We start from the raw sequence: 17,740 nt of genomic DNA on the forward strand, positions 1-17,740 counted from the left end.
CGTTGGTCGGCTGCTCCAAATGCCCGGTAGAGCCGACCGTTGGTCGGCTGCACAGCAACCGTTGCCCGGCTGCCCCAGGTCCCGCGCAGCCGACCAACGGTCGGCTCTACCCGGTCCACGCCCAACCCACCGCTGCAGGACGCAGGAGAACAGACATGGATATCCATCCGATCGCGCCGGACAAGCGCGCCGCCGTCATCGTCGAATTGGAGCGCATCGAACGCGAACACGACGTGCGCGTGCTGATGGCCTGCGAATCGGGCAGTCGCGGCTGGGGCTTCTCCTCGCCCGACAGCGATTACGACGCGCGCTTCATCTACGTGCACCGCCAACCGTGGTACGTCAGCGTCAACGAGGCCACCGGCCCCGGCCAAGCACAGCGGGATGTCATCGAGCTGCCGATCGACGACGAACTGGATGTGAGCGGCTGGGACCTGCGCAAGGCACTGCGGCTGGTGTCCAAATCCAACCCGACCCTGTCCGAATGGCTGCGCTCGCCGATCGTGTATCGGCAGGACGATGCCGCGGTGGCCACGCTGCTGGATGGGTAGAGCCGACCGTTGGTCGGCTGCACACCAATCGCCGCTGGGGTTCCGTGCAGCCGACCAACGGTCGGCTCTACCCCGGGTTGGGGTGCGCACCAAGAAGTACCTGTATGTGCTGCGCCCGCTACTGGCCTGCCGCTGGATCGAGTGCGAGGCCGAGCCGCCGCCGATGGCCTTCGAGCTGCTACTGGATCGCCTGCTGCCCCACGGCCCGGTGCGCGCGGCAATCGACCAGCTGCTGGTGGTCAAGCGTGCCAGCGCCGAGGTTGCCGATGGCCCACGGGTGGAGGTGATCAGCGCGTACATCGAGGCCGAACTGGCGGCAATGGGCCATGCAGCCCCGCCACTGGCATCGGGCAATGGCGACAGCGAGGCATTGGACACGCTGTTCCGCCAGATGCTGGCCACCCACGCCCCCCGGTAGAGCCGACCGTTGGTCGGCTGCACAGCATGCGCCGCCGGGTTTCTGGCAGCCGACCAACGGTCGGCTCTACCCCCCGGGTGGGTGCGTGCCGTTGCGCATGGCGGGCGTCGGGCGCCCCCGCGTTATCATCGGGGGCCGGGACAACGCTGCAGGCGGCGTCCCTGCCCCTGCGTTGCCGGAGTTTGCACATGTCCCCGATCCGCCCCTTCCTCGACACGCTTCCCGTCCTTGGCCAGCGCTGCTACATCGACCCGGCCTGCACCATCATCGGTGACGTGGTCCTGGGCGATGACGTATCGGTCTGGCCGGGCACGGTGATCCGCGGCGACGTCAACCATGTCCGGATCGGCGCGCGCAGCAACATCCAGGACGGCACCATCATCCATGTCAGCCACCATAGCCCGTACAACATGGAAGGCTTCCCGACGCTGATCGGCGAGGGGGTGACCGTGGGCCATGGCACCATCATCCATGCCTGCACCATCGGCGATTACAGCCTGATCGGCATGGGCGCGTGCATCCTCGACGGGGCACGGGTGGAGCAGCACGGCTTCGTCGGCGCCGGTGCCGTGGTGGGCCCGGGCAAGGTGGTGGGCGAAGGCGAACTGTGGGTGGGCAACCCGGCGCGCCTGGTGCGCACGCTGACCAGCAAGCAGATCGAATCGCTGCACTACTCGGCCGACCACTACGTCCGGCTCAAGGACAAGTACCTGGGCTGATCCCGGTCGCGGCGGTCGCAACCGCCCCCACCCCGCCCCCGGTGCTGGGCATCGGCACGGCCGCACGGTAAAGTCCACAGCCGACCAGGAAGCAGTCGAGAACCCGCATGCCCCCGCTGGCAGCAGACCGGAGAGGATTCCGGCACATCTTTTCCGGCCCCGTGCGCGCATGAGCGCGACGATGCTGGACACCTACCGTGAAGTGATCACGCCCGAAGGCGTGCCGCTGCACCTGCCGGCCGCCGGTCCGGTGCCGCGTGCGCTGGCGTGGGCGATCGACTTCATGCTCCGCGTCGGCGCGTTGATGATGCTGAGCATTCCGCTGGCCTTCCTCGGCGAGTTCGGCCAAGGCCTCTACCTGGCACTGATGTTCCTGCTGATGTGGGCCTACACCATCGTGCAGGAAGCGCTGTGGGGCCGCACCGTGGGCAAGCGCGTGCTGGGTCTGCGCGTGGTCGCGCGCGACGGCGCACCCATCGGCTGGATGGCCGCCATCACCCGCAACCTGCTGCGCACCGTGGACATGCTGCCGTTCGGCTACGCGCTGGGCCTGCTGTCGAGCCTGTTCGATGCGCACGGGCGCCGCCTGGGCGACCTGGTCGCCGGCACCGTGGTGATCCACGACAGCGCGCGCCCGGCGCTGGGCAGCGTGCCAATCGACACCGTACTGGCGCCACCGCAACCGTTGCAGCCGGCCGAACAGGCCGCCGTGGTCGCCTTTGCCGAACGTGCCGCGCGGCTGTCGGCCCCGCGCCAGCAGGAACTGGCCGGTATCGTCGCCCCGCTCAGCGGCGGCGGTGGCCAGGTGGGCGTGTTGCGCCTGTATGCGATGGCCAACTGGCTGCTGGGGCGCCGATGAGGCAGGAACAATTCGTCGCCCGCTACCAGCACGAATGGCAGGCGCTGGAGCATTGGCTGGCCACGCGCGGCGACAACCCGCGCAGTGGGCGCGGGCAACCGGCAGCCGACGGGCTCAATGATGAGGACATTCCGCAGCACTACCGGCGCCTGTGCCAGCAGCTCGCGCTGGCCCGCAAGCGCGGCTACAGCCCGCAGCTGGTGGCACGCCTGCAGTTGCTGATGCAGCAGGGCCACCGCCTGCTCTACCGCACCCCACCGCCCCGCTGGCGGCGTGCGCTGGAATTCCTGTTCGCGGATTTTCCGCAGTTGGTGCGCAGCCAGGCGCGCAGCATGTGGGTGGCCACCGCGTTGTTCGTGGTGCCGTTGGTCGGCACCTTCGCGCTCGTGCAGTGGTACCCGCAGTTCATCCACCTGCTGATGGACAACACGCAGATCGCCGCGATGGAGCGCATGTACGACCCGGCCGCACCGCACCTGGGGCGCGACAGCGGCACCGACTGGATGATGTTCGGCTACTACATCATGAACAACATCAGCATCGGCCTGCGTACCTTCGCCAGTGGCCTGCTGGCCGGCGTGGGCACGGTGCTGATCCTGCTGTTCAACGGGCTCACCATCGGCGCGGTGGCCGGCCATCTGCAGCACGTGGGCCATGGCGAACCGTTCTGGCGCTTCGTGGTCGGGCACGGTGCGTTCGAGCTGACCGCGATCGTGATCGCCGGTGGCGCGGGCCTGCAGCTGGGCATGAAACTGCTGGCACCGGGGCGCAGGCGCCGCATCGATGCCTTGATCGAAGGCGGCGTGATCGGCGCGCGCTTGTGCCTGGGCGTGGCGGCGATGCTGCTGGTGGCCGCGTTCATCGAAGCCTTCTGGTCCTCGATCGCCGAGATCCCCGCGTGGGGCAAGTTCGCCGTGGCCGCCGTGCTGTGGAGCGCGGTGTTTGCCTGGCTGTGGCGTGGTGGGCGTGGGAGCGGGCATGCGCATTGACCAGCTCGACGTAGTGCTGCGCGCACGCAGTGGCTGGGAAGCGGTGGAACTGGGCACGGCGCTGGTGCGCCGGCACGCACGCGCGATCTGGGCGCCGATCCTGCTGCTGGGCCTGCCGGTGTTCGCACTGGTCAACGCACTGGCGTGGTGGGCCGATGCATTCGGCTGGGCGTGGCTGCTGATGTGGTGGCTCAAGCCGGTGTTCGACCGGCTGGCCCTGTACGTCATGTCGCGCAGCATCTTCGGCGAAGCGCCCGGTGCCCTGCAGACCCTGCGCGCACAGCGCCAGTGGGGCTGGACCGGGTTCTGGGGCTACCTGGGCTGGCGCCGTTTCAGCCCGCTGCGCGCGCTGTTGCTGCCGGTGAACCTGCTGGAAGGCAACCCGCCCGAACACCGCGGCGCGCGCCGCCGCGCGATTGCCGGCGGTGCGTTCGGGCACGCGGTGCTGCTGGCTGCCACCTGCATGGCCTTCGAGCTGGTGCTGGTGGCAGGCTGCATCGCCGCGGTCTTCCTGTTCGTGCCGTTCGAGCTGCTGTCCGACTCGTGGCGCGCCGCGTGGGCCATGGTGCGCGACGACACCCCGGCGTGGGCCCTGCTCGGGCTCAACCTGGTGTGCTGGCTGTCGGCGACGTTGATCGGGCCGTTCTACACCGGCGCCGGCTTCGGGCTGTACTTGAACCGGCGCACCGAGATGGAAGCGTGGGACGTGGAGATTGCCTTCCGGCGCCTCCGCGACCGCCTGCAGCAGGCCGCACCGCTGCTCGTGCTTGCGCTGGTGCTGGCATGGCCCGGCACCGCTGTGCATGCCCAGTCGGCCGATGCGGATGCCCCCTCGCTGGAGCAGCTGCTGGACGATGCGCAAGCCGAGGCCGAGGCAGAGACGGACACGGACGCAGCCGAGCGGCCCACCGCCACCTACGCCAACGACCCGACCAATACCGCCGACGGCATCTTCGGCGCCGACCCGGTGGACACCGCCGGCTTCCGCCAGGCGGTGCAGCGCGCCTATGAGGATCCGTTGCAAAGCCCCACCCGCCAGGTCAGCCGCTGGGAACGCATCGACCACGATGCCGCCAAGAAAGAAGAGAAAAAACCGGACCCCAAGGACGCCGACACGGCGCGCAAGCGCAAGGGCCCGCTGCTGCCGGCGCAGATCGCCGAATGGATGCTGTGGGGGCTGGTTGGCATCCTGCTGGTGATCCTGGTGGTCACCGCACCGCGCTGGCTGCGCTGGTTGCGTGGCGACGGCGCGCGGCGCCGCAGCACGGTGTCGGCCGTGGTCGAAGATGACATCACCGTGCCGCAGGAGGTCCCACCGGACGCGGCGGCGCGTGCACGCGCCCTGTGGCACCAGGGGCGGCCACGCCAGGCGTTGGCGCTGCTGTACCGCGCCAGTGTGGAATCGATGAGCGAACGGGCGCAGATGGCGCTGCCGCCGGGTGCCACCGAGGCGCAGTGCCTGCGCGTATCCCGGCGCATGCCCGACGCGGCCGACCGCAGCCTGTTCGCGCGTGTCGTGCGCGTGTGGCAGTACGCCGCCTATGCCGGACGACTGCCCGACGATGACGCCTTCGAGAGCCTGGCCAGCACCCTGCAGCAGCAGTTCCGGTGGCGCGGATGAGCGTCCGTCTGCGCTGGCTGTTGGTGGTGGTGGGGCTGCTCGCGATCGGCGTGCCGCTGACGATCCTGTTCCTGCGCTCGCATGAGCGCATCACCGAAACCCAGCACCTGCCCCCGCAGGGCGAAGCCAGCTACAACCCGTTGTACGTGCTGGGGCAGGCCTTGCGTGCCGATGGCATCGAGGTGCATTCGCAGCCGCGCGTGGACCTGACCACGATGGCGCTGCAGCCGCACGACACCCTGGTGCTGCTGCAGGACAGCGCGCTGCTGCCCGCCCCCACCGCCAAGGCGCTGCTGGACTGGGTGGCACGCGGCGGCCACCTGCTGGTGCGCACCCCGCCGATCACCGGCGACGAATCACTCGAGCGCAATGGGCCGTTGCTGGACGCGCTGGGCGTGGACAGCATCGATGGGGAGGCCGGCTGCCAGCCCTTCCACGTGCGCGATGACCCGCAGCACGTGGAATTCTGTGGCGGCCGCCGCTTCAGCGTGGCCCCACCACCGGGCGTCACGCTTGCGCGCAGCTGGGGCGAGCACGACGAAGACAACGAGGCCTATGGGCTGGTGTTCGCCCGCCTGCAGCACGGCCAGGGCAGTGTGGATGTGCTGGCCGACATGGAATTCATGAAAGGGCTGGGCCACCCGGCGCCGTCGGACACGCCCAGCGCCAAACAGGGCGACTTCATCGACGGGCTGCACGACAAGGCGCACCGCGACCTCACCCGCTACCTGCTGGCCCCGCGTTATGGCCAGGGCACGATGTGGCTGGTGTACGGCTCGCGTCCGCCCTCGCTGTGGCACCGGATCTTCTACCAGGGCTGGCCGGTCTGGGTGCCGCTGCTGCTGGCCCTGCTGGCCTGGCTGTGGCAGCGCGCGCAGCGCATGGGCAGCCTGTTGCCGTCACCGGCGATCGAGCGCCGCTCGCTGCTGGAACACGTGCGCGCCAGTGGCGAGCACCTGCTGCGGTACGGCAAGGCCTCACTGTTGTACGACGCGGTACGCCGTGCGTTCCTGGCACGGCTGCGGCGGCGGGCACCAACAGCCGCCGCGCTCACCGGCGAGGCGCAGGTACAGGCCATCGCCACGTTGCTGCAGTGGCCCCACGGCCGCGTGCAGACCGCCCTGCACGTCCCCGCTTCGCAAGACCTCACCGCGCTGCGCGAGCGCATCCGCCTGCTGATCCAGATGAGAAACCTGCTATGACCGAGTCCATCCAGCCGCCGCCGCTGTCCCCGCCCGACCCCAGCCCGGCCCCGGCCGCGCTGTCCGGCCCCAGCCTGGTTGAACGCGTCGATGCCGTGCGCGACGCGGTCGGCCGCGCGTTCATTGGCCAACCGGAGGTCCTCGACCAGATCCTGATCGCGCTGCTGGCCGGTGGCCACGTGCTGATCGAAGGCGTGCCCGGGCTGGGCAAGACCCTGCTGGTGCGGGCACTGGCCCAGGCGCTGGAGTTGGACTACGGACGCGTGCAGTTCACCCCCGACCTGATGCCCAGCGACGTCAGCGGGCACGCGGTGTACGACCCCAAGTCGGAGAGCTTCAAGATCCGCCGCGGCCCGGTGTTCACCAACCTGCTGCTGGCCGATGAAATCAACCGTGCCCCGGCCAAGACCCAGTCGGCGCTGCTGGAAGTGATGCAGGAAGGCCAGGTCACCATCGAAGGCAAGGCGTTCGCGCTGACCCCGCCGTTCCTTGCACTGGCCACGCAGAACCCGGTGGAGCAGGAAGGCACCTACCCGCTGCCGGAAGCGCAGCTGGACCGGTTCCTGCTCAAGGTGCTGATCGACTACCCGCAGCTGGAAGACGAGAAGCGCATGGTGGATGCGATCACCACCGGGCGCAGCGCGGCCGACTTCGACCTGTCGCAGGTGCCGCGCGTGCTCACCGCCGCCGAGGTGGTGGCGCTGCAGCAGGCCACCGCCGCGATCACCGTGGATCCGGAAGTGATCGACTACGCGGTGCGGATCGTGGCCGCCACGCGCCAGTGGCCGGGCATCGCGCTGGGCGCCGGTCCGCGCGGCAGCATCGCGCTGGTCCGTGCGGCGCGCGCGCAGGCGGTGCTGGCCGGTCGCGATTTCGTCACCCCCGATGACGTGCGCGACATCGCCAAGCCGGCGCTGCGCCACCGCATCGCGCTGGCCCCGGAACTGCAGATCGAAGGGCAAAGTGCCGACGATGCGCTTGAAGCGTTGCTGGCCAAGGTGGAAGCACCGCGCAAATGAGGTCCTGCCGCGCCATTGACGCCTGGGGGCTGCGCCGATGAGGCCAGCGCCGTTGCTGCTGGTGTTGCTGCTGGCCTGGAGCCTGCTCGGGCTGCCGGTGGCGTTCGGGCTGTGGCCGCGCTGGAGCTGGGCGGCCGCCGGCGCTGCGATCGCGGTGCTGGCGCTGGTGGATCTGTTGCGCCTGTGGCGGCAGCCCTCGCCCAGCATTCAGCGCGACATGCCCGAGGCGTTGGCCTTGAACGTGGCACGGCCGGTAACGCTGCGGCTGGAATCGAGCCTGCGCCAGCGCGTGGAGGTGTTCGACCTGGCACCGGGCCAATGGACGCTGCAGGGCCTGCCGCGCCGGCTCACGCTCAAGCCGATGGTGGCCAGCAGTTTCCAGTACACCGTGACCCCCAGCGCGCGCGGCCGTTTCGAGCTGGACGGTGTGCACCTGCGCGTGCATGCGCCGTGGCGGTTGTGGTGGCAGCGGCGTACGTTGCCGCCCGCGTTGAGCGTGCGGGTGTACCCCAACTTCGCCCCGCTGACCCGTTTTGCGTTGTTCAGTGCCGAACAGGCCTCGCGGCTGGTCGGCGCGCACCTGAAGCGTCGCCGCGGCGAAGGCACCGATTTCCATCAGATGCGCGAGTACCGCATCGGTGACAGCCTGCGCCAGATCGACTGGAAAGCGACCTCGCGCGCGCGCAAGCTGATTTCGCGCGAGTACCAGGACGAGAAGAACCAGCAGCTGATGCTGATGATCGACACCGGCCGACGCATGATGGCCAGCGAAGGTGGGTTGTCGCATTTCGACCACGTGCTCAACGCATCGCTGGTGGTGTCCTACCTGGCGCTGCGCCAGGGCGACGGCGTGGGCCTGTTTGCCAGCGGCGGCGACAACCGCTGGGTGGCACCGCAGCGCGGCATGGGCGCCATCGATGCCCTGCTGCGCGCCAGCTACGACCTGCAGGCGCGACCGGTCGCCACCGATTACCTGGCGGCCGCCACCGAGCTCACCCTGCGCCAACGGCGGCGTTCACTGGTGATGCTGGTCACCAACGTCCGCGACGAAGACATCGAAGACCTGCTGGCCGCGGTGCGGCTGCTGCAGCGCCAGCACCTGGTGTGCGTGGCCAGCCTGCGCGAACGCGAGCTGGACGACGCGCTGGACCAGCCGGTGGACACCCTGCAGGACGCCACCCAGGCCGGCGCCATTGCGCGTTACCTGCAGCAGCGCAGCGACGCCCACGAGGCCCTGCGCAGCCATCGGGTGATGGTGCTGGATGTCACCGCCGATGCACTGCCCGGCGCGCTGGTGGAGCGGTATCTGGCGGTCAAGCGCGACGGGCTGCTGTAGGCCACGACCGTTGGTCGTGGCGCACGGTGCATCGGCGCGGATGCATGTACCGACCAACGGTCGGTACCTACCGGATCGCGTTGGCCTTGGCGATCAGACGGGCGGTGGCCTTCTGCAGCAGCACGCGGTTACGCGCCAGTTTCATCCACTGCGGCAGGCGGGAGAACATGGAGCCGTTGGACATGCCGGCGCGTTCGCGCAGCGGTGCGGCGGCATAGTCGTGCAGCGCCTGAAGGTGCGCTGCGTTGTACGCCCACAGCACGCCGGCTGCGGTCTTCTCGACCAGCAGCAGCGGCATGCCAAAATGCGGGTCGTTGGACTCAGCGCTGCCCAGTGGCCGCGCGGTGACCTCCACTTCGCTGTCGCGACCGCATTGCCGGCACGCCGCGGTAGACGTGGTCAACGTTGGCGTTGGGCGCGGGCGACGGATCTCCACGCCCACCCATTTGTACCCGCAGTGGCCGCAGGGTCGGTAGCCGCTGTAGAGCATCGGCCCCACCCAGTCGCCGGGGCCGCAGCGACTGCAGCCGCAGCCCCCGTCGAGCGCCATGGCGCACCCCAGGCAACGGAAGCGCCTCAATTGGTCCTGCCGCGTGACCCAGCCCGGCAAATCGCAGCGATGGCAGCGCACCGCGATGCGGTCCGCGTAGCGCCACAGGGCATGTCCGTCATCCAGATGCCGCCCGGCCAACGGCCCGGGACGCAGGCTGCGGTCGCGCTGGATCGCCATCACACGTAAATGCGGGTGGGGGCTTCGTCGATGATCGCGTGCGGCACGAAACGCGCGCTGTCGCGGGTGATGCGGCTGTTGTCTTCGCGGATGCCCAGGCCGCAGGCCTGGTCGCCCACCACCCAGCTGCCCACCAGCGGGTAACCGCCGTCGAACGCGGTGAGCGGGTGCGCGGCCTGGCGGATCGCCGGGCCGGTGTACGGGCCTTCGCTCTCCTGCCAGCTGCCATCGGCCAGGTGCATGGCCACGTTGGCGCCTTCGCGCGAGAACAGCGGTTTGCGTACCCAGCCACGCGGCAGCGCGCTGCCATCGTCGAACTCGGCCGGCAACAGGTTGGGATGGCCGCGGTGGCGCTGCCACAACAACGGCAGTACGCCCTTGTTGCTCAGGATCGCTTTCCACGCCGGTTCCAGCAGCTGCACGCCCGACCCGGGCAAGGCCTGGCCGAACGACTCGGTCATCAGGTCTTCCAGCGGGTACAGCTTGAACAGGCTGCCAATGACGGTGTCATCCATCGCGGTGAAGCGACCGTCTTCGGACAACCCGATGTCCTCGATCGCGATCGCCTCGCCCCGCAGGCCGGCCTGGGCCGCGCAATCGCGCAGGTAGGCCACCGTGCCCTGGTCTTCCTCCGAGCTGCCCACCGCGCTGAAGTACAGCGGCGGCGGCAACTGCGCGGACAGCTGTGCGAAGCGGTCCACCAATGCTTCGTGGATCGCGTTGAACTGGTCGGCGTGCGGCGGCAGACGGTTCTGGTTGCGCTGGTCTTCCAGCCACTGCCACTGGAAGAACGACGCCTCGAACAGCGACGTGGGCGTGTCGTAATTGAGTTCGTAGAGCTTGGCCGGGCCCGTGCCGTCGTAGGCAAAGTCCAGGCGGCCATACAGGTGCGGCTCGCCACGGCGCCAGCTGTCGGCGATCCAGTCGCGGAACGCCGGCGGGATGGCCAGCTGGTCCATCAGCTGTTCGCTGCCCACCACTTCGTCCACCAACCCCATCGCCATGGCGTGCAGCTCGGCGCTGGGGTCTTCGATGTCCTGCTCGATCTGGCGCAGGGTGAAGGCGTAGTACGCGGTTTCATCCCAATACGGCAGGCCGTCGATGGTGTGGAAGCGGAAGCCGGATTCCTCGGCCCGGGCGCGCCATTGGCTGCGCTCGGCAATACGGACACGCTGCATCGATCAACCGCCGACGCTGCTGCGGCCGCTGCTGGTGCTGCCGAAGCCACCACGGCTGGCGGTCACGGCGCGGTTGGGGGTGGCGTTGACCGGGGCCAGGCCGGCCTTGCCGGCGCCGATGCCGCTGGCGGTGTTCAAGCCGCCGCTGCCACCCGGTGCCGGGCGTGCCCAGCCCTTCGCCTTGTCCTGGTAGGCCGGGCTGGCCGCCGGGGCCTGGGCCAGGCCGGCGCCGCGGTTGCCGAGCATCTGCGACATGAAGAAGCCCATCATCATCGGGCCGATGAACGAGTGGCCGGTGGAGGTCTTCTGTTCCACGCACTGCTCGGCGTTGTACTCGGCTTCGCATTCGGCACGCGAGGCGTACTTGGGCGCCGCATCGGCCGACTGCTTCTTCGCTTCGGCAAAGGCGGTGCGGCAGCTGGACGGGTCACCGGTGGCTTCGGTACAGGCTTCCACCGAGGTGTACAGCCCTTCCTGCGTCTGGACGCCGGCGTCCTTCTGGCAGGCGGTGAACAGCAGCGGTGCGGCGCTCATCAACAGCAGCGCGGTGGTCCTGGAACGTTTCATGGCGTCATGCCCCCTTGTACGGTTATCGGTTCAATCATGCCTCATCGGGCCGAACAACCAAAACCGGCAAAGCCGGGAAGATGAATGGCATTTCAGAAATCCGTCGCGCCACGCGGCCCGCCATCGCTACGGGCGGCGGGCGCTTGGTTGCAAACGCAACCGGAATTTTTCGGCAGAATCGAGGTGAAACGCGCCCCCACGGCCCGCCAGATCCTGCCAGCCACCATGCCTGAATACCGCTCCCGCACCTCCACCGCCGGCCGCAACATGGCCGGCGCCCGCGCCCTGTGGCGCGCCACCGGCATGACCGATGGCGACTTCCACAAGCCGATCATCGCCATCGCCAACTCCTTCACCCAGTTCGTGCCCGGCCACGTGCACCTCAAGGACCTGGGGCAGCTGGTGGCGCGCGAGATCGAACAGGTGGGCGGCGTGGCCAAGGAGTTCAACACCATCGCGGTGGATGACGGCATCGCCATGGGCCACGACGGCATGCTGTATTCGCTGCCGAGCCGCGAGATCATCGCCGACTCGGTGGAGTACATGGTCAACGCGCACTGCGCCGATGCGCTGGTGTGCATTTCCAACTGCGACAAGATCACCCCCGGCATGCTGATGGCCGCGTTGCGCCTGAACATCCCGGTGGTGTTCGTGTCCGGCGGCCCGATGGAAGCCGGCAAGACCCGCTTGTCCGAGCACAAGCTGGACCTGGTGGACGCGATGGTGATTGCCGCCGACGAAAGCGCCAGCGACGAGAAGGTCGCCGAGTACGAGCGCAGCGCCTGCCCCACCTGCGGGTCGTGTTCGGGCATGTTCACCGCCAACTCGATGAACTGCCTGACCGAAGCACTGGGGCTGTCGCTGCCGGGCAACGGCTCGACGCTGGCCACCCACGCCGACCGCGAGCAGCTGTTCCGTCGTGCCGGGCGCCTGATCGTGGAGCTGTGCCATCGCTGGTACGGCGGCGAAGACGCCAACGCGCTGCCGCGCACCATCGCCAGCGTGGCCGCGTTCGAAAACGCGATGACCCTGGACATCGCCATGGGCGGCTCCACCAACACCATCCTGCACCTGCTGGCGGCCGCGCAGGAAGCGGAGGTCGACTTCGACCTGCATGCCATCGACGCGCTGTCGCGGCGCGTGCCGCAGCTGTGCAAGGTGGCCCCGAACACGCCGAAGTACCACATGGAAGACGTGCACCGCGCCGGCGGCGTGTACGGCATCCTGGGCGAACTGGCGCGTGGTGGGCTGCTGCATACCGACGTGCCCACCGTGCACAGCCGCAGCCTGGCCGACGCGATCGCGCGTTGGGATGTGGCCGTCAGCGACGATGAAAAGGTGCACGACTTCTTCCGTGCGGGTCCGGCAGGCATTCCCACCCAGGTGGCTTTCAGCCAGGCCACGCGCTGGCCCACGCTGGACGTGGACCGCGCCGACGGCTGCATCCGCAGCGTCGCCCATGCCTACTCGGCCGAAGGCGGGCTGGCCGTGCTGCGCGGCAACCTGGCCGTGGACGGGTGCGTGGTCAAGACCGCCGGCGTGGATGAGTCCATCCACGTCTTCGAAGGGCGCGCACGCGTGTTCGAAAGCCAGGATGCGGCGGTGGCCGGCATCCTCGCCGATCAGGTGGTGGCCGGCGACGTGGTGGTGATCCGCTATGAGGGCCCGAAGGGGGGCCCGGGCATGCAGGAAATGCTGTACCCGACCAGCTACCTGAAATCCAAAGGCCTGGGCAAGCAGTGCGCACTGCTCACCGACGGGCGCTTTTCCGGCGGCACCTCCGGGCTGTCGATCGGCCACGCCTCGCCCGAGGCCGCGGCCGGCGGGGTGATCGGGCTGGTGCAGGAAGGCGACCGCATCCGCATCGACATCCCGGCGCGCCGCATCGACCTGCTGGTGGATGACGCCACACTGGCCGCCCGCCGCACCGCGCAGGACGCGCTGGGCTGGGCGCCGCGCGAAGCACGCCCACGCAAGGTCACCGGCGCGCTGAAGGCCTACGCGCTACTGGCCACCAGCGCCGACAAGGGGGCGGTGCGCGATTTGTCCAAGCTGTAACCGGCATCTATCGCACACCCCGGTAGTGCCGGCCGCTGGCCGGCTCCCCAGCCAAACACGTGCTGCCGGGCAGAGCCCGGCACTACGGGTGTGCGGCTGCCGGCCAGCGGCCGGCACTACCGATCCGCGTTGGCATGGCCAACGGTGACCGTTGCCCATGCGGGAACGGCACGCAGCCTTCATACTTGGCGTCCTTCACACATGGACGTGACGATGCGGCTGACTGCCTGCCTGATGTTTCTTGCGCTGTCCTGCGCTTCCGCTCCGCTGCTGGCGGCCGAATGCAGCGTGGCCAACCGCGACGCGGTGCTGGCCCTGCCCCTGCAGGTGTTCGATGGTGATCCGTATGCCGGCTGGCGGCCGCTGGCCGACCGGCCGGGCTGTTCGCTGGAGACCGCCGACCTCATCGCCGACTACCGTCGCCAGCAGCCCACGGCGACCGGTGACCGGCCGTTGATCTGGCGCGAGGCGCAGCTGCGCGCACTGGGCGGGCAACGCGACCCGGCCAGCGCGCTGATGCGCAGCACCTACAAACCGGCGCACGCCGATGTGGGCGGCTGGAATGCGTATGTGGACGCCACCATCGCCTTCCTGGACGACGACCTGCCCGCGTTGAAGCAGGCGCGGGCGCGGTTGGCCGCGCTGCCGCCGCCACCGGGCCGCGTGGTCCGCAATGGGATGGTGCAGGTGGAGGCCGAGCAGGTGCCCTGGCCGCCGCGCTTGCCGGTGGTGGATGCGTTGGTGCGCTGCATGTACCAGCCGTATGCGTTGGCCTATGAGGCGTGTCCGGCCGCGCCGGAGTGAGCAACGGCTTGACCCGACGCGCGCTGCTGGCAAACACTCGGGTGATGGTTCTGCACAAGGAGGTGACGATGCGTGCTGTTCGCTGTCTGCTTGCACTGGCCGTTTCGGCCGTTGCACTTCCCGCTCTTGCCGACGACTGCGTGGTCGATCGGGCCGCGCTGCTGGCGTTGTCGCCGGATGCCTTCGACCAGGACCTGACCGGCGGTTGGCGACCGATGGCGGAGAAGCCGGGATGCCAGCTGCCCGTTGCGGACCTGATTGCCGCCTACCGTGCGCAGCCCAAGGCTGCGGGCAACACCACGTTGATCTGGCACGAAGCGCAGGTGCGCGCGGAGGCCGGGCAGGATGCGCAGGCTGTGGCGCTGATGCGCCAGACCTACAAGCCCGCCCCCGATGCCGGGGGCTGGAATCCCTACGTGGATGCCAGCATCGCGCTGATCGAGAAGAACAAGCCTGCGTTGGTTTCGGCCCGCGCGGCGTTGGCAGCCGTGCCGGCGCCCCCGGAGGCGAACGTCAAGGACGGGTTCTTTTCGTTCACCCTGCCCAGCGGCGAAACGATGAAGGTGGCCTGGCCGCCCAACCTCGACGTGGTGGATGCCTTTGTCCGCTGCTTCGGCAAGCCCTACCGCGATGCCTACGGGATGGCCTGCCGCACCCCGGGCGGGTAACGCCGGGGTGAGCGCCTGGGTCACGCCGTGCAGCTACGCATGGCGTGGCTCTACCGGTTTTCTACCCGATCACCCGCTTGAACGGCGGCAACGCGTCGATGATGCGCTTGCCGTAGCGGCGGGTCAGCAGGCGCGAGTCGAGGATGATCACGCGGCCGGTGTCGGTGGACGTGCGGATCAGGCGGCCGGAAAACTGGGTCAGCGTGCGCAGCGCGTGCGGGATCGCGATCAGGTTGAAGGCATTGAGGCCACGGCTTTCGAACCACTCGCTCAGCGTGGAGGTCTGCGGGTCGGTGGGCACCGCGAACGGTACCTGGGTGATCACCACCGTGGTGCACGCCTCGCCGGGCAGGTCGAGGCCCTCGCCGAACGAGTTCAGCCCGAACAGCACCGAGCCTTCGCCGGCAGCGGTGCGCCGCAGGTGTTCGTCGATCATCTTCTGCTTGGCGCCCTCGCCCTGCACCAGCATCAGCTTGCGCTGCGCGGCAGGCATCAGCTCGGCCACCTTTTCCATCTTCCAGCGCGAGGTGAACAGCACGATGCTGCCCTTGCCCCAATCCAGTTCCTTGACCAGGTACTTGGCCACTTCCTTGGGGTGGCGCTCGCGGTCGTCCGGGGTGACCGGGAACGCGGGCACGATCAGCTGGGCCTGGTTGGGCAGGTCGAACGGCGACGCCAGCGACACCATCTCGGCTTCGGCCGGAATGCCGTTGTCGATCGCCAGCGACTGGAAATCGCCGCCGCCGGTAAGCGTGGCCGAGGTCATCACCACCGAGTCCACTTCGTCCCACAGCAGTTTGCGCAGCACGTGCGCGGCCGACACCGGCGACCCGTGCAGGATCAGGTCGCCGTCGCGCGACAGGGTGATCCAGCGCGCCATCGGCGGTTGGCCTTCCTTGTCTTCGCGGCGCCAGGCCGTCCACAGGTTGTGCTGCTGCTCGATCATCTCCAGCGCCATGCCCAGGTTGCGCTGCAGGCGTTCGCGCGCGGCGTCCTCGGGCTTGCCCTTGGCTACTTGGGCCAGCGCGGCATGGGCCCAGTTGAACAGGCTGCGGGTGTCGTCGGCGATGGCCTCGATGTCGGCCATCCAGATGTCCGGCAGGCGCCCGTTCGGGGCGCGCCACATCGGTTCCTGGGCGGCCGGGTCCGGGCGCCAGTTGCGGTCGATGACGTCGCGGAACGCCTTGAGCTGCTTGCTGACCTTGGCCGCCGCTTCAATGGCTTCGTTGGGCAGCAGGTTGCCCAGCTTGTCCTTGTCCACCGCGCGGTAAGAGGCGGCGATCAGCACCTGCAGGCGGCCGGTGCGCTTGGCCATCTCGTCCAGGGCCAGGCTGGCCGCGCCCTGGTCGATGGCCACGCTGCCGATATGGTGGCCTTCGTCGAGCACCAGCAGCATGTCCGAGGGCGGGGCGATCAGCGGCTGGCCGTTGTCGCTTTCACCGATGGACAGCGCCGACAACAGCAGCGCGTGGTTGGTGACCACGATCTGCGCCTCGCGCACGGTGTTGCGTGAGCGCAGCACCGCGCACTGCGCCGAATAGGCGCACTTGCGCCCGGCGCAGCCGGACGCCGGGGTGGTGATGCGCGAGCGCAGCGTGTTGCTGATGGTCTCCGGGGCGTTGTCGAGGTCGCCATTCCAGCGCCCTTCCAGGAAGTCCTTGCTCAGCTTCTGCGCCAGGTCCATCTCGATCGGCGCCAACGGCCGGTCGAACAGCGGCTGCTCGTCCTCGAACATGCCCTCCTGGGCGCCATCGCCATGTGCTTCGGCGGCATTGCGCGTGCACAGGTAGCGCGTGCGGCCCTTGGCCAGGGCCACCGTGGCCTCGATGCCGGTGGCCTTGAGGAAGTTGGGGATGTCGCGCTCGAACAGCTGCGACTGCAGGGCCACCGTGCCGGTGCTGATCACCAGCTTCTTTTTGGTGGCCAGCGCGATCGGCACCCCGGCGGTGAGGTAGCCCAGCGACTTGCCCACGCCGGTGGGGGCTTCGACCACGCCGACGCCGCCGCTGTGCGACAGCGCACGCGAGACCACGCCGATCATCTGGCTCTGCGACCGCCGGGTGCTGAAGCCGGGGGTGTTGGCCTGCAGCTTGGCGTAGGCATCGCGGATGGCGGCCTTCATGTCGTCGTTCAGCGCACGCGGGGCTTCAACTTTTTCGGTCACGCCAAGAGCTACCTGCCTGGATCACGGCGGGTATTTTCTCACGAGCGGAGGGTCGGGACCGGCGCGGATTTCCGCGCCGGTTCAGATCCGGGATGCAGGTCCGGTGCCGGAGCAACCGGGGACACGCATGGCCGGGACCTCAGCGCCGACGCAGCGCGGCCAGCAGGGCCCAGACCAGCACGATCAGCCCGGTGCTCTGTGCCAGGTACAGCGACTCCACGGCGTCCGAACTGCCGGAAAGCAGGGCCGGCAGGATCCGCACGATGTCCAGCGCCGCGCCGCCCAACAGCAACGCGGCACCGACCAGACCGATGCGCCCGCCGCGGCGTCGCACGAACGGCCGCAACGTCACCAGCAGCAGCACCGCCACCCCCAGCACAGTGACGTGCTGCAGCAGCTGCGCCATGTGCATCGGCCCCACCATCATCAGACCGGACAGCGACAGCGGCGAACTCATGCGCCTTCTCCTGCAGAGCCTGCCAGCGCCTGCCGCAGTGCCCTGCCAAGCAGCACCACGGCAGCGGCAAGCAACAGCGTCCGGGCCCAGCCGAAGGCGCCCAGCAACAGACCCAGCGACACCTCACTGCTGATGAAGGACATCAGCATGACCAGCGAGGCATCCCACAGCACCCCCACTGCGGGAGCCAGCAGCAGCACGCCCGCCGCCCATAGGCCAAGGCGTCGCCCCGGCTGCGCGGGCCGCCGCAACAGCAGCACCAGCGCCACCAGACCCAGCACCGGCATCAGCACCCCCGGCCTGGCCAGCCACAGCACGCCCTGCAGTACCAGCCCCCACAGCACACCCATATCAGACAGCGTCATCGGTCCACCTCCTTGTGTGTGAATTCCTTTGCTGC

Annotated in this window: 16 protein-coding genes and 1 pseudogene; 11 read left to right on the forward strand and 6 right to left on the reverse strand. The window is 69.1% G+C overall.

Features of this window, described 5'->3' with window-relative positions:
• Window positions 1-155: 155 nt before the first annotated feature.
• The 8 genes and pseudogenes from AC6CHL_RS11600 (at window position 156) to AC6CHL_RS11635 (ending at window position 8,714) form a co-directional block, all read left to right on the forward strand.
• Window positions 156-969: pseudogene (locus tag AC6CHL_RS11600) on the forward strand (nucleotidyltransferase domain-containing protein).
• 188 nt (window positions 970-1,157) lie between these two features.
• Complete coding sequence (locus AC6CHL_RS11605; protein WP_038685668.1) at window positions 1,158-1,688, forward strand: gamma carbonic anhydrase family protein; 531 nt, start codon at window positions 1,158-1,160, stop codon at window positions 1,686-1,688.
• A 169-nt stretch (window positions 1,689-1,857) separates the two neighbouring features.
• Complete coding sequence (locus AC6CHL_RS11610; RefSeq protein ID WP_038685667.1) at window positions 1,858-2,547, forward strand: RDD family protein; 690 nt, start codon at window positions 1,858-1,860, stop codon at window positions 2,545-2,547.
• Complete coding sequence (locus AC6CHL_RS11615) at window positions 2,544-3,536, forward strand: stage II sporulation protein M (protein WP_463601915.1); 993 nt, start codon at window positions 2,544-2,546, stop codon at window positions 3,534-3,536. Before AC6CHL_RS11610 ends, AC6CHL_RS11615 begins: the two co-directional genes overlap by 4 nt.
• Entirely contained in the window at window positions 3,526-5,157 is a 1,632-nt protein-coding gene (locus AC6CHL_RS11620) for a DUF4129 domain-containing protein (protein ID WP_498294444.1), read from the forward strand. Before AC6CHL_RS11615 ends, AC6CHL_RS11620 begins: the two co-directional genes overlap by 11 nt.
• Complete coding sequence (locus tag AC6CHL_RS11625) at window positions 5,154-6,359, forward strand: DUF4350 domain-containing protein (RefSeq protein WP_498294446.1); 1,206 nt, start codon at window positions 5,154-5,156, stop codon at window positions 6,357-6,359. The genes AC6CHL_RS11620 and AC6CHL_RS11625 overlap by 4 nt, the downstream gene beginning before the upstream one ends.
• Entirely contained in the window at window positions 6,356-7,378 is a 1,023-nt protein-coding gene (locus AC6CHL_RS11630; RefSeq protein ID WP_051598689.1) for an AAA family ATPase, read from the forward strand. The genes AC6CHL_RS11625 and AC6CHL_RS11630 overlap by 4 nt, the downstream gene beginning before the upstream one ends.
• A 37-nt stretch (window positions 7,379-7,415) precedes the next feature.
• Complete coding sequence (locus tag AC6CHL_RS11635; RefSeq protein WP_498294448.1) at window positions 7,416-8,714, forward strand: DUF58 domain-containing protein; 1,299 nt, start codon at window positions 7,416-7,418, stop codon at window positions 8,712-8,714.
• Between the two features lie 67 nt (window positions 8,715-8,781).
• On the opposite strand, the gene AC6CHL_RS11640 is transcribed toward AC6CHL_RS11635, so the two are convergent.
• From AC6CHL_RS11640 to AC6CHL_RS11650, 3 genes are all read right to left on the reverse strand, one after another.
• A complete protein-coding gene (locus AC6CHL_RS11640; protein WP_342341999.1) occupies window positions 8,782-9,117 on the reverse strand; it encodes a hypothetical protein in 336 nt (111 codons plus the stop codon).
• A 326-nt stretch (window positions 9,118-9,443) separates the two neighbouring features.
• On the reverse strand, window positions 9,444-10,622 hold the full coding sequence (locus AC6CHL_RS11645) for a glutathionylspermidine synthase family protein (protein ID WP_038685654.1): 1,179 nt from the start codon (window positions 10,620-10,622) through the stop codon (window positions 9,444-9,446).
• Between the two features lie 3 nt (window positions 10,623-10,625).
• Window positions 10,626-11,189: a DUF1190 domain-containing protein gene (locus AC6CHL_RS11650; RefSeq protein WP_038685652.1), complete on the reverse strand. Its 564-nt coding sequence runs from the start codon at window positions 11,187-11,189 to the stop codon at window positions 10,626-10,628.
• 225 nt (window positions 11,190-11,414) lie between these two features.
• On the opposite strand from AC6CHL_RS11650, the gene ilvD reads away from it, so the two are divergent.
• The 3 genes from ilvD (at window position 11,415) to AC6CHL_RS11665 (ending at window position 14,719) form a co-directional block, all read left to right on the forward strand.
• A complete protein-coding gene (gene ilvD / locus AC6CHL_RS11655) occupies window positions 11,415-13,247 on the forward strand; it encodes a dihydroxy-acid dehydratase (protein WP_038685650.1) in 1,833 nt (610 codons plus the stop codon).
• A gap of 213 nt (window positions 13,248-13,460) precedes the next feature.
• Complete coding sequence (locus tag AC6CHL_RS11660) at window positions 13,461-14,051, forward strand: hypothetical protein (RefSeq protein ID WP_498294450.1); 591 nt, start codon at window positions 13,461-13,463, stop codon at window positions 14,049-14,051.
• A complete protein-coding gene (locus AC6CHL_RS11665) occupies window positions 14,030-14,719 on the forward strand; it encodes a hypothetical protein (protein WP_498294452.1) in 690 nt (229 codons plus the stop codon). Before AC6CHL_RS11660 ends, AC6CHL_RS11665 begins: the two co-directional genes overlap by 22 nt.
• A 61-nt stretch (window positions 14,720-14,780) precedes the next feature.
• Here the strand turns inward: AC6CHL_RS11665 and dinG are convergent, their stop codons facing one another.
• The 3 genes from dinG to AC6CHL_RS11680 all read right to left on the reverse strand — a co-directional run bounded on the left by dinG (window position 14,781) and on the right by AC6CHL_RS11680 (window position 17,705).
• Window positions 14,781-16,841 (reverse strand): ATP-dependent DNA helicase DinG, encoded by a 2,061-nt coding sequence (gene dinG / locus AC6CHL_RS11670; RefSeq protein WP_498294572.1) that lies wholly within the window; start codon window positions 16,839-16,841, stop codon window positions 14,781-14,783.
• 181 nt (window positions 16,842-17,022) lie between these two features.
• Window positions 17,023-17,340, reverse strand: coding sequence for a hypothetical protein (locus AC6CHL_RS11675; protein WP_498294454.1), 318 nt, complete (start codon window positions 17,338-17,340; stop codon window positions 17,023-17,025).
• Window positions 17,337-17,705, reverse strand: a complete 369-nt coding sequence (locus tag AC6CHL_RS11680) for a hypothetical protein (RefSeq protein ID WP_463601921.1) — start codon at window positions 17,703-17,705, stop codon at window positions 17,337-17,339. The genes AC6CHL_RS11675 and AC6CHL_RS11680 overlap by 4 nt, the downstream gene beginning before the upstream one ends.
• Window positions 17,706-17,740: the final 35 nt, after the last annotated feature.

The sequence above is a fragment of the Stenotrophomonas sp. GQ19 genome (assembly GCF_059758695.1).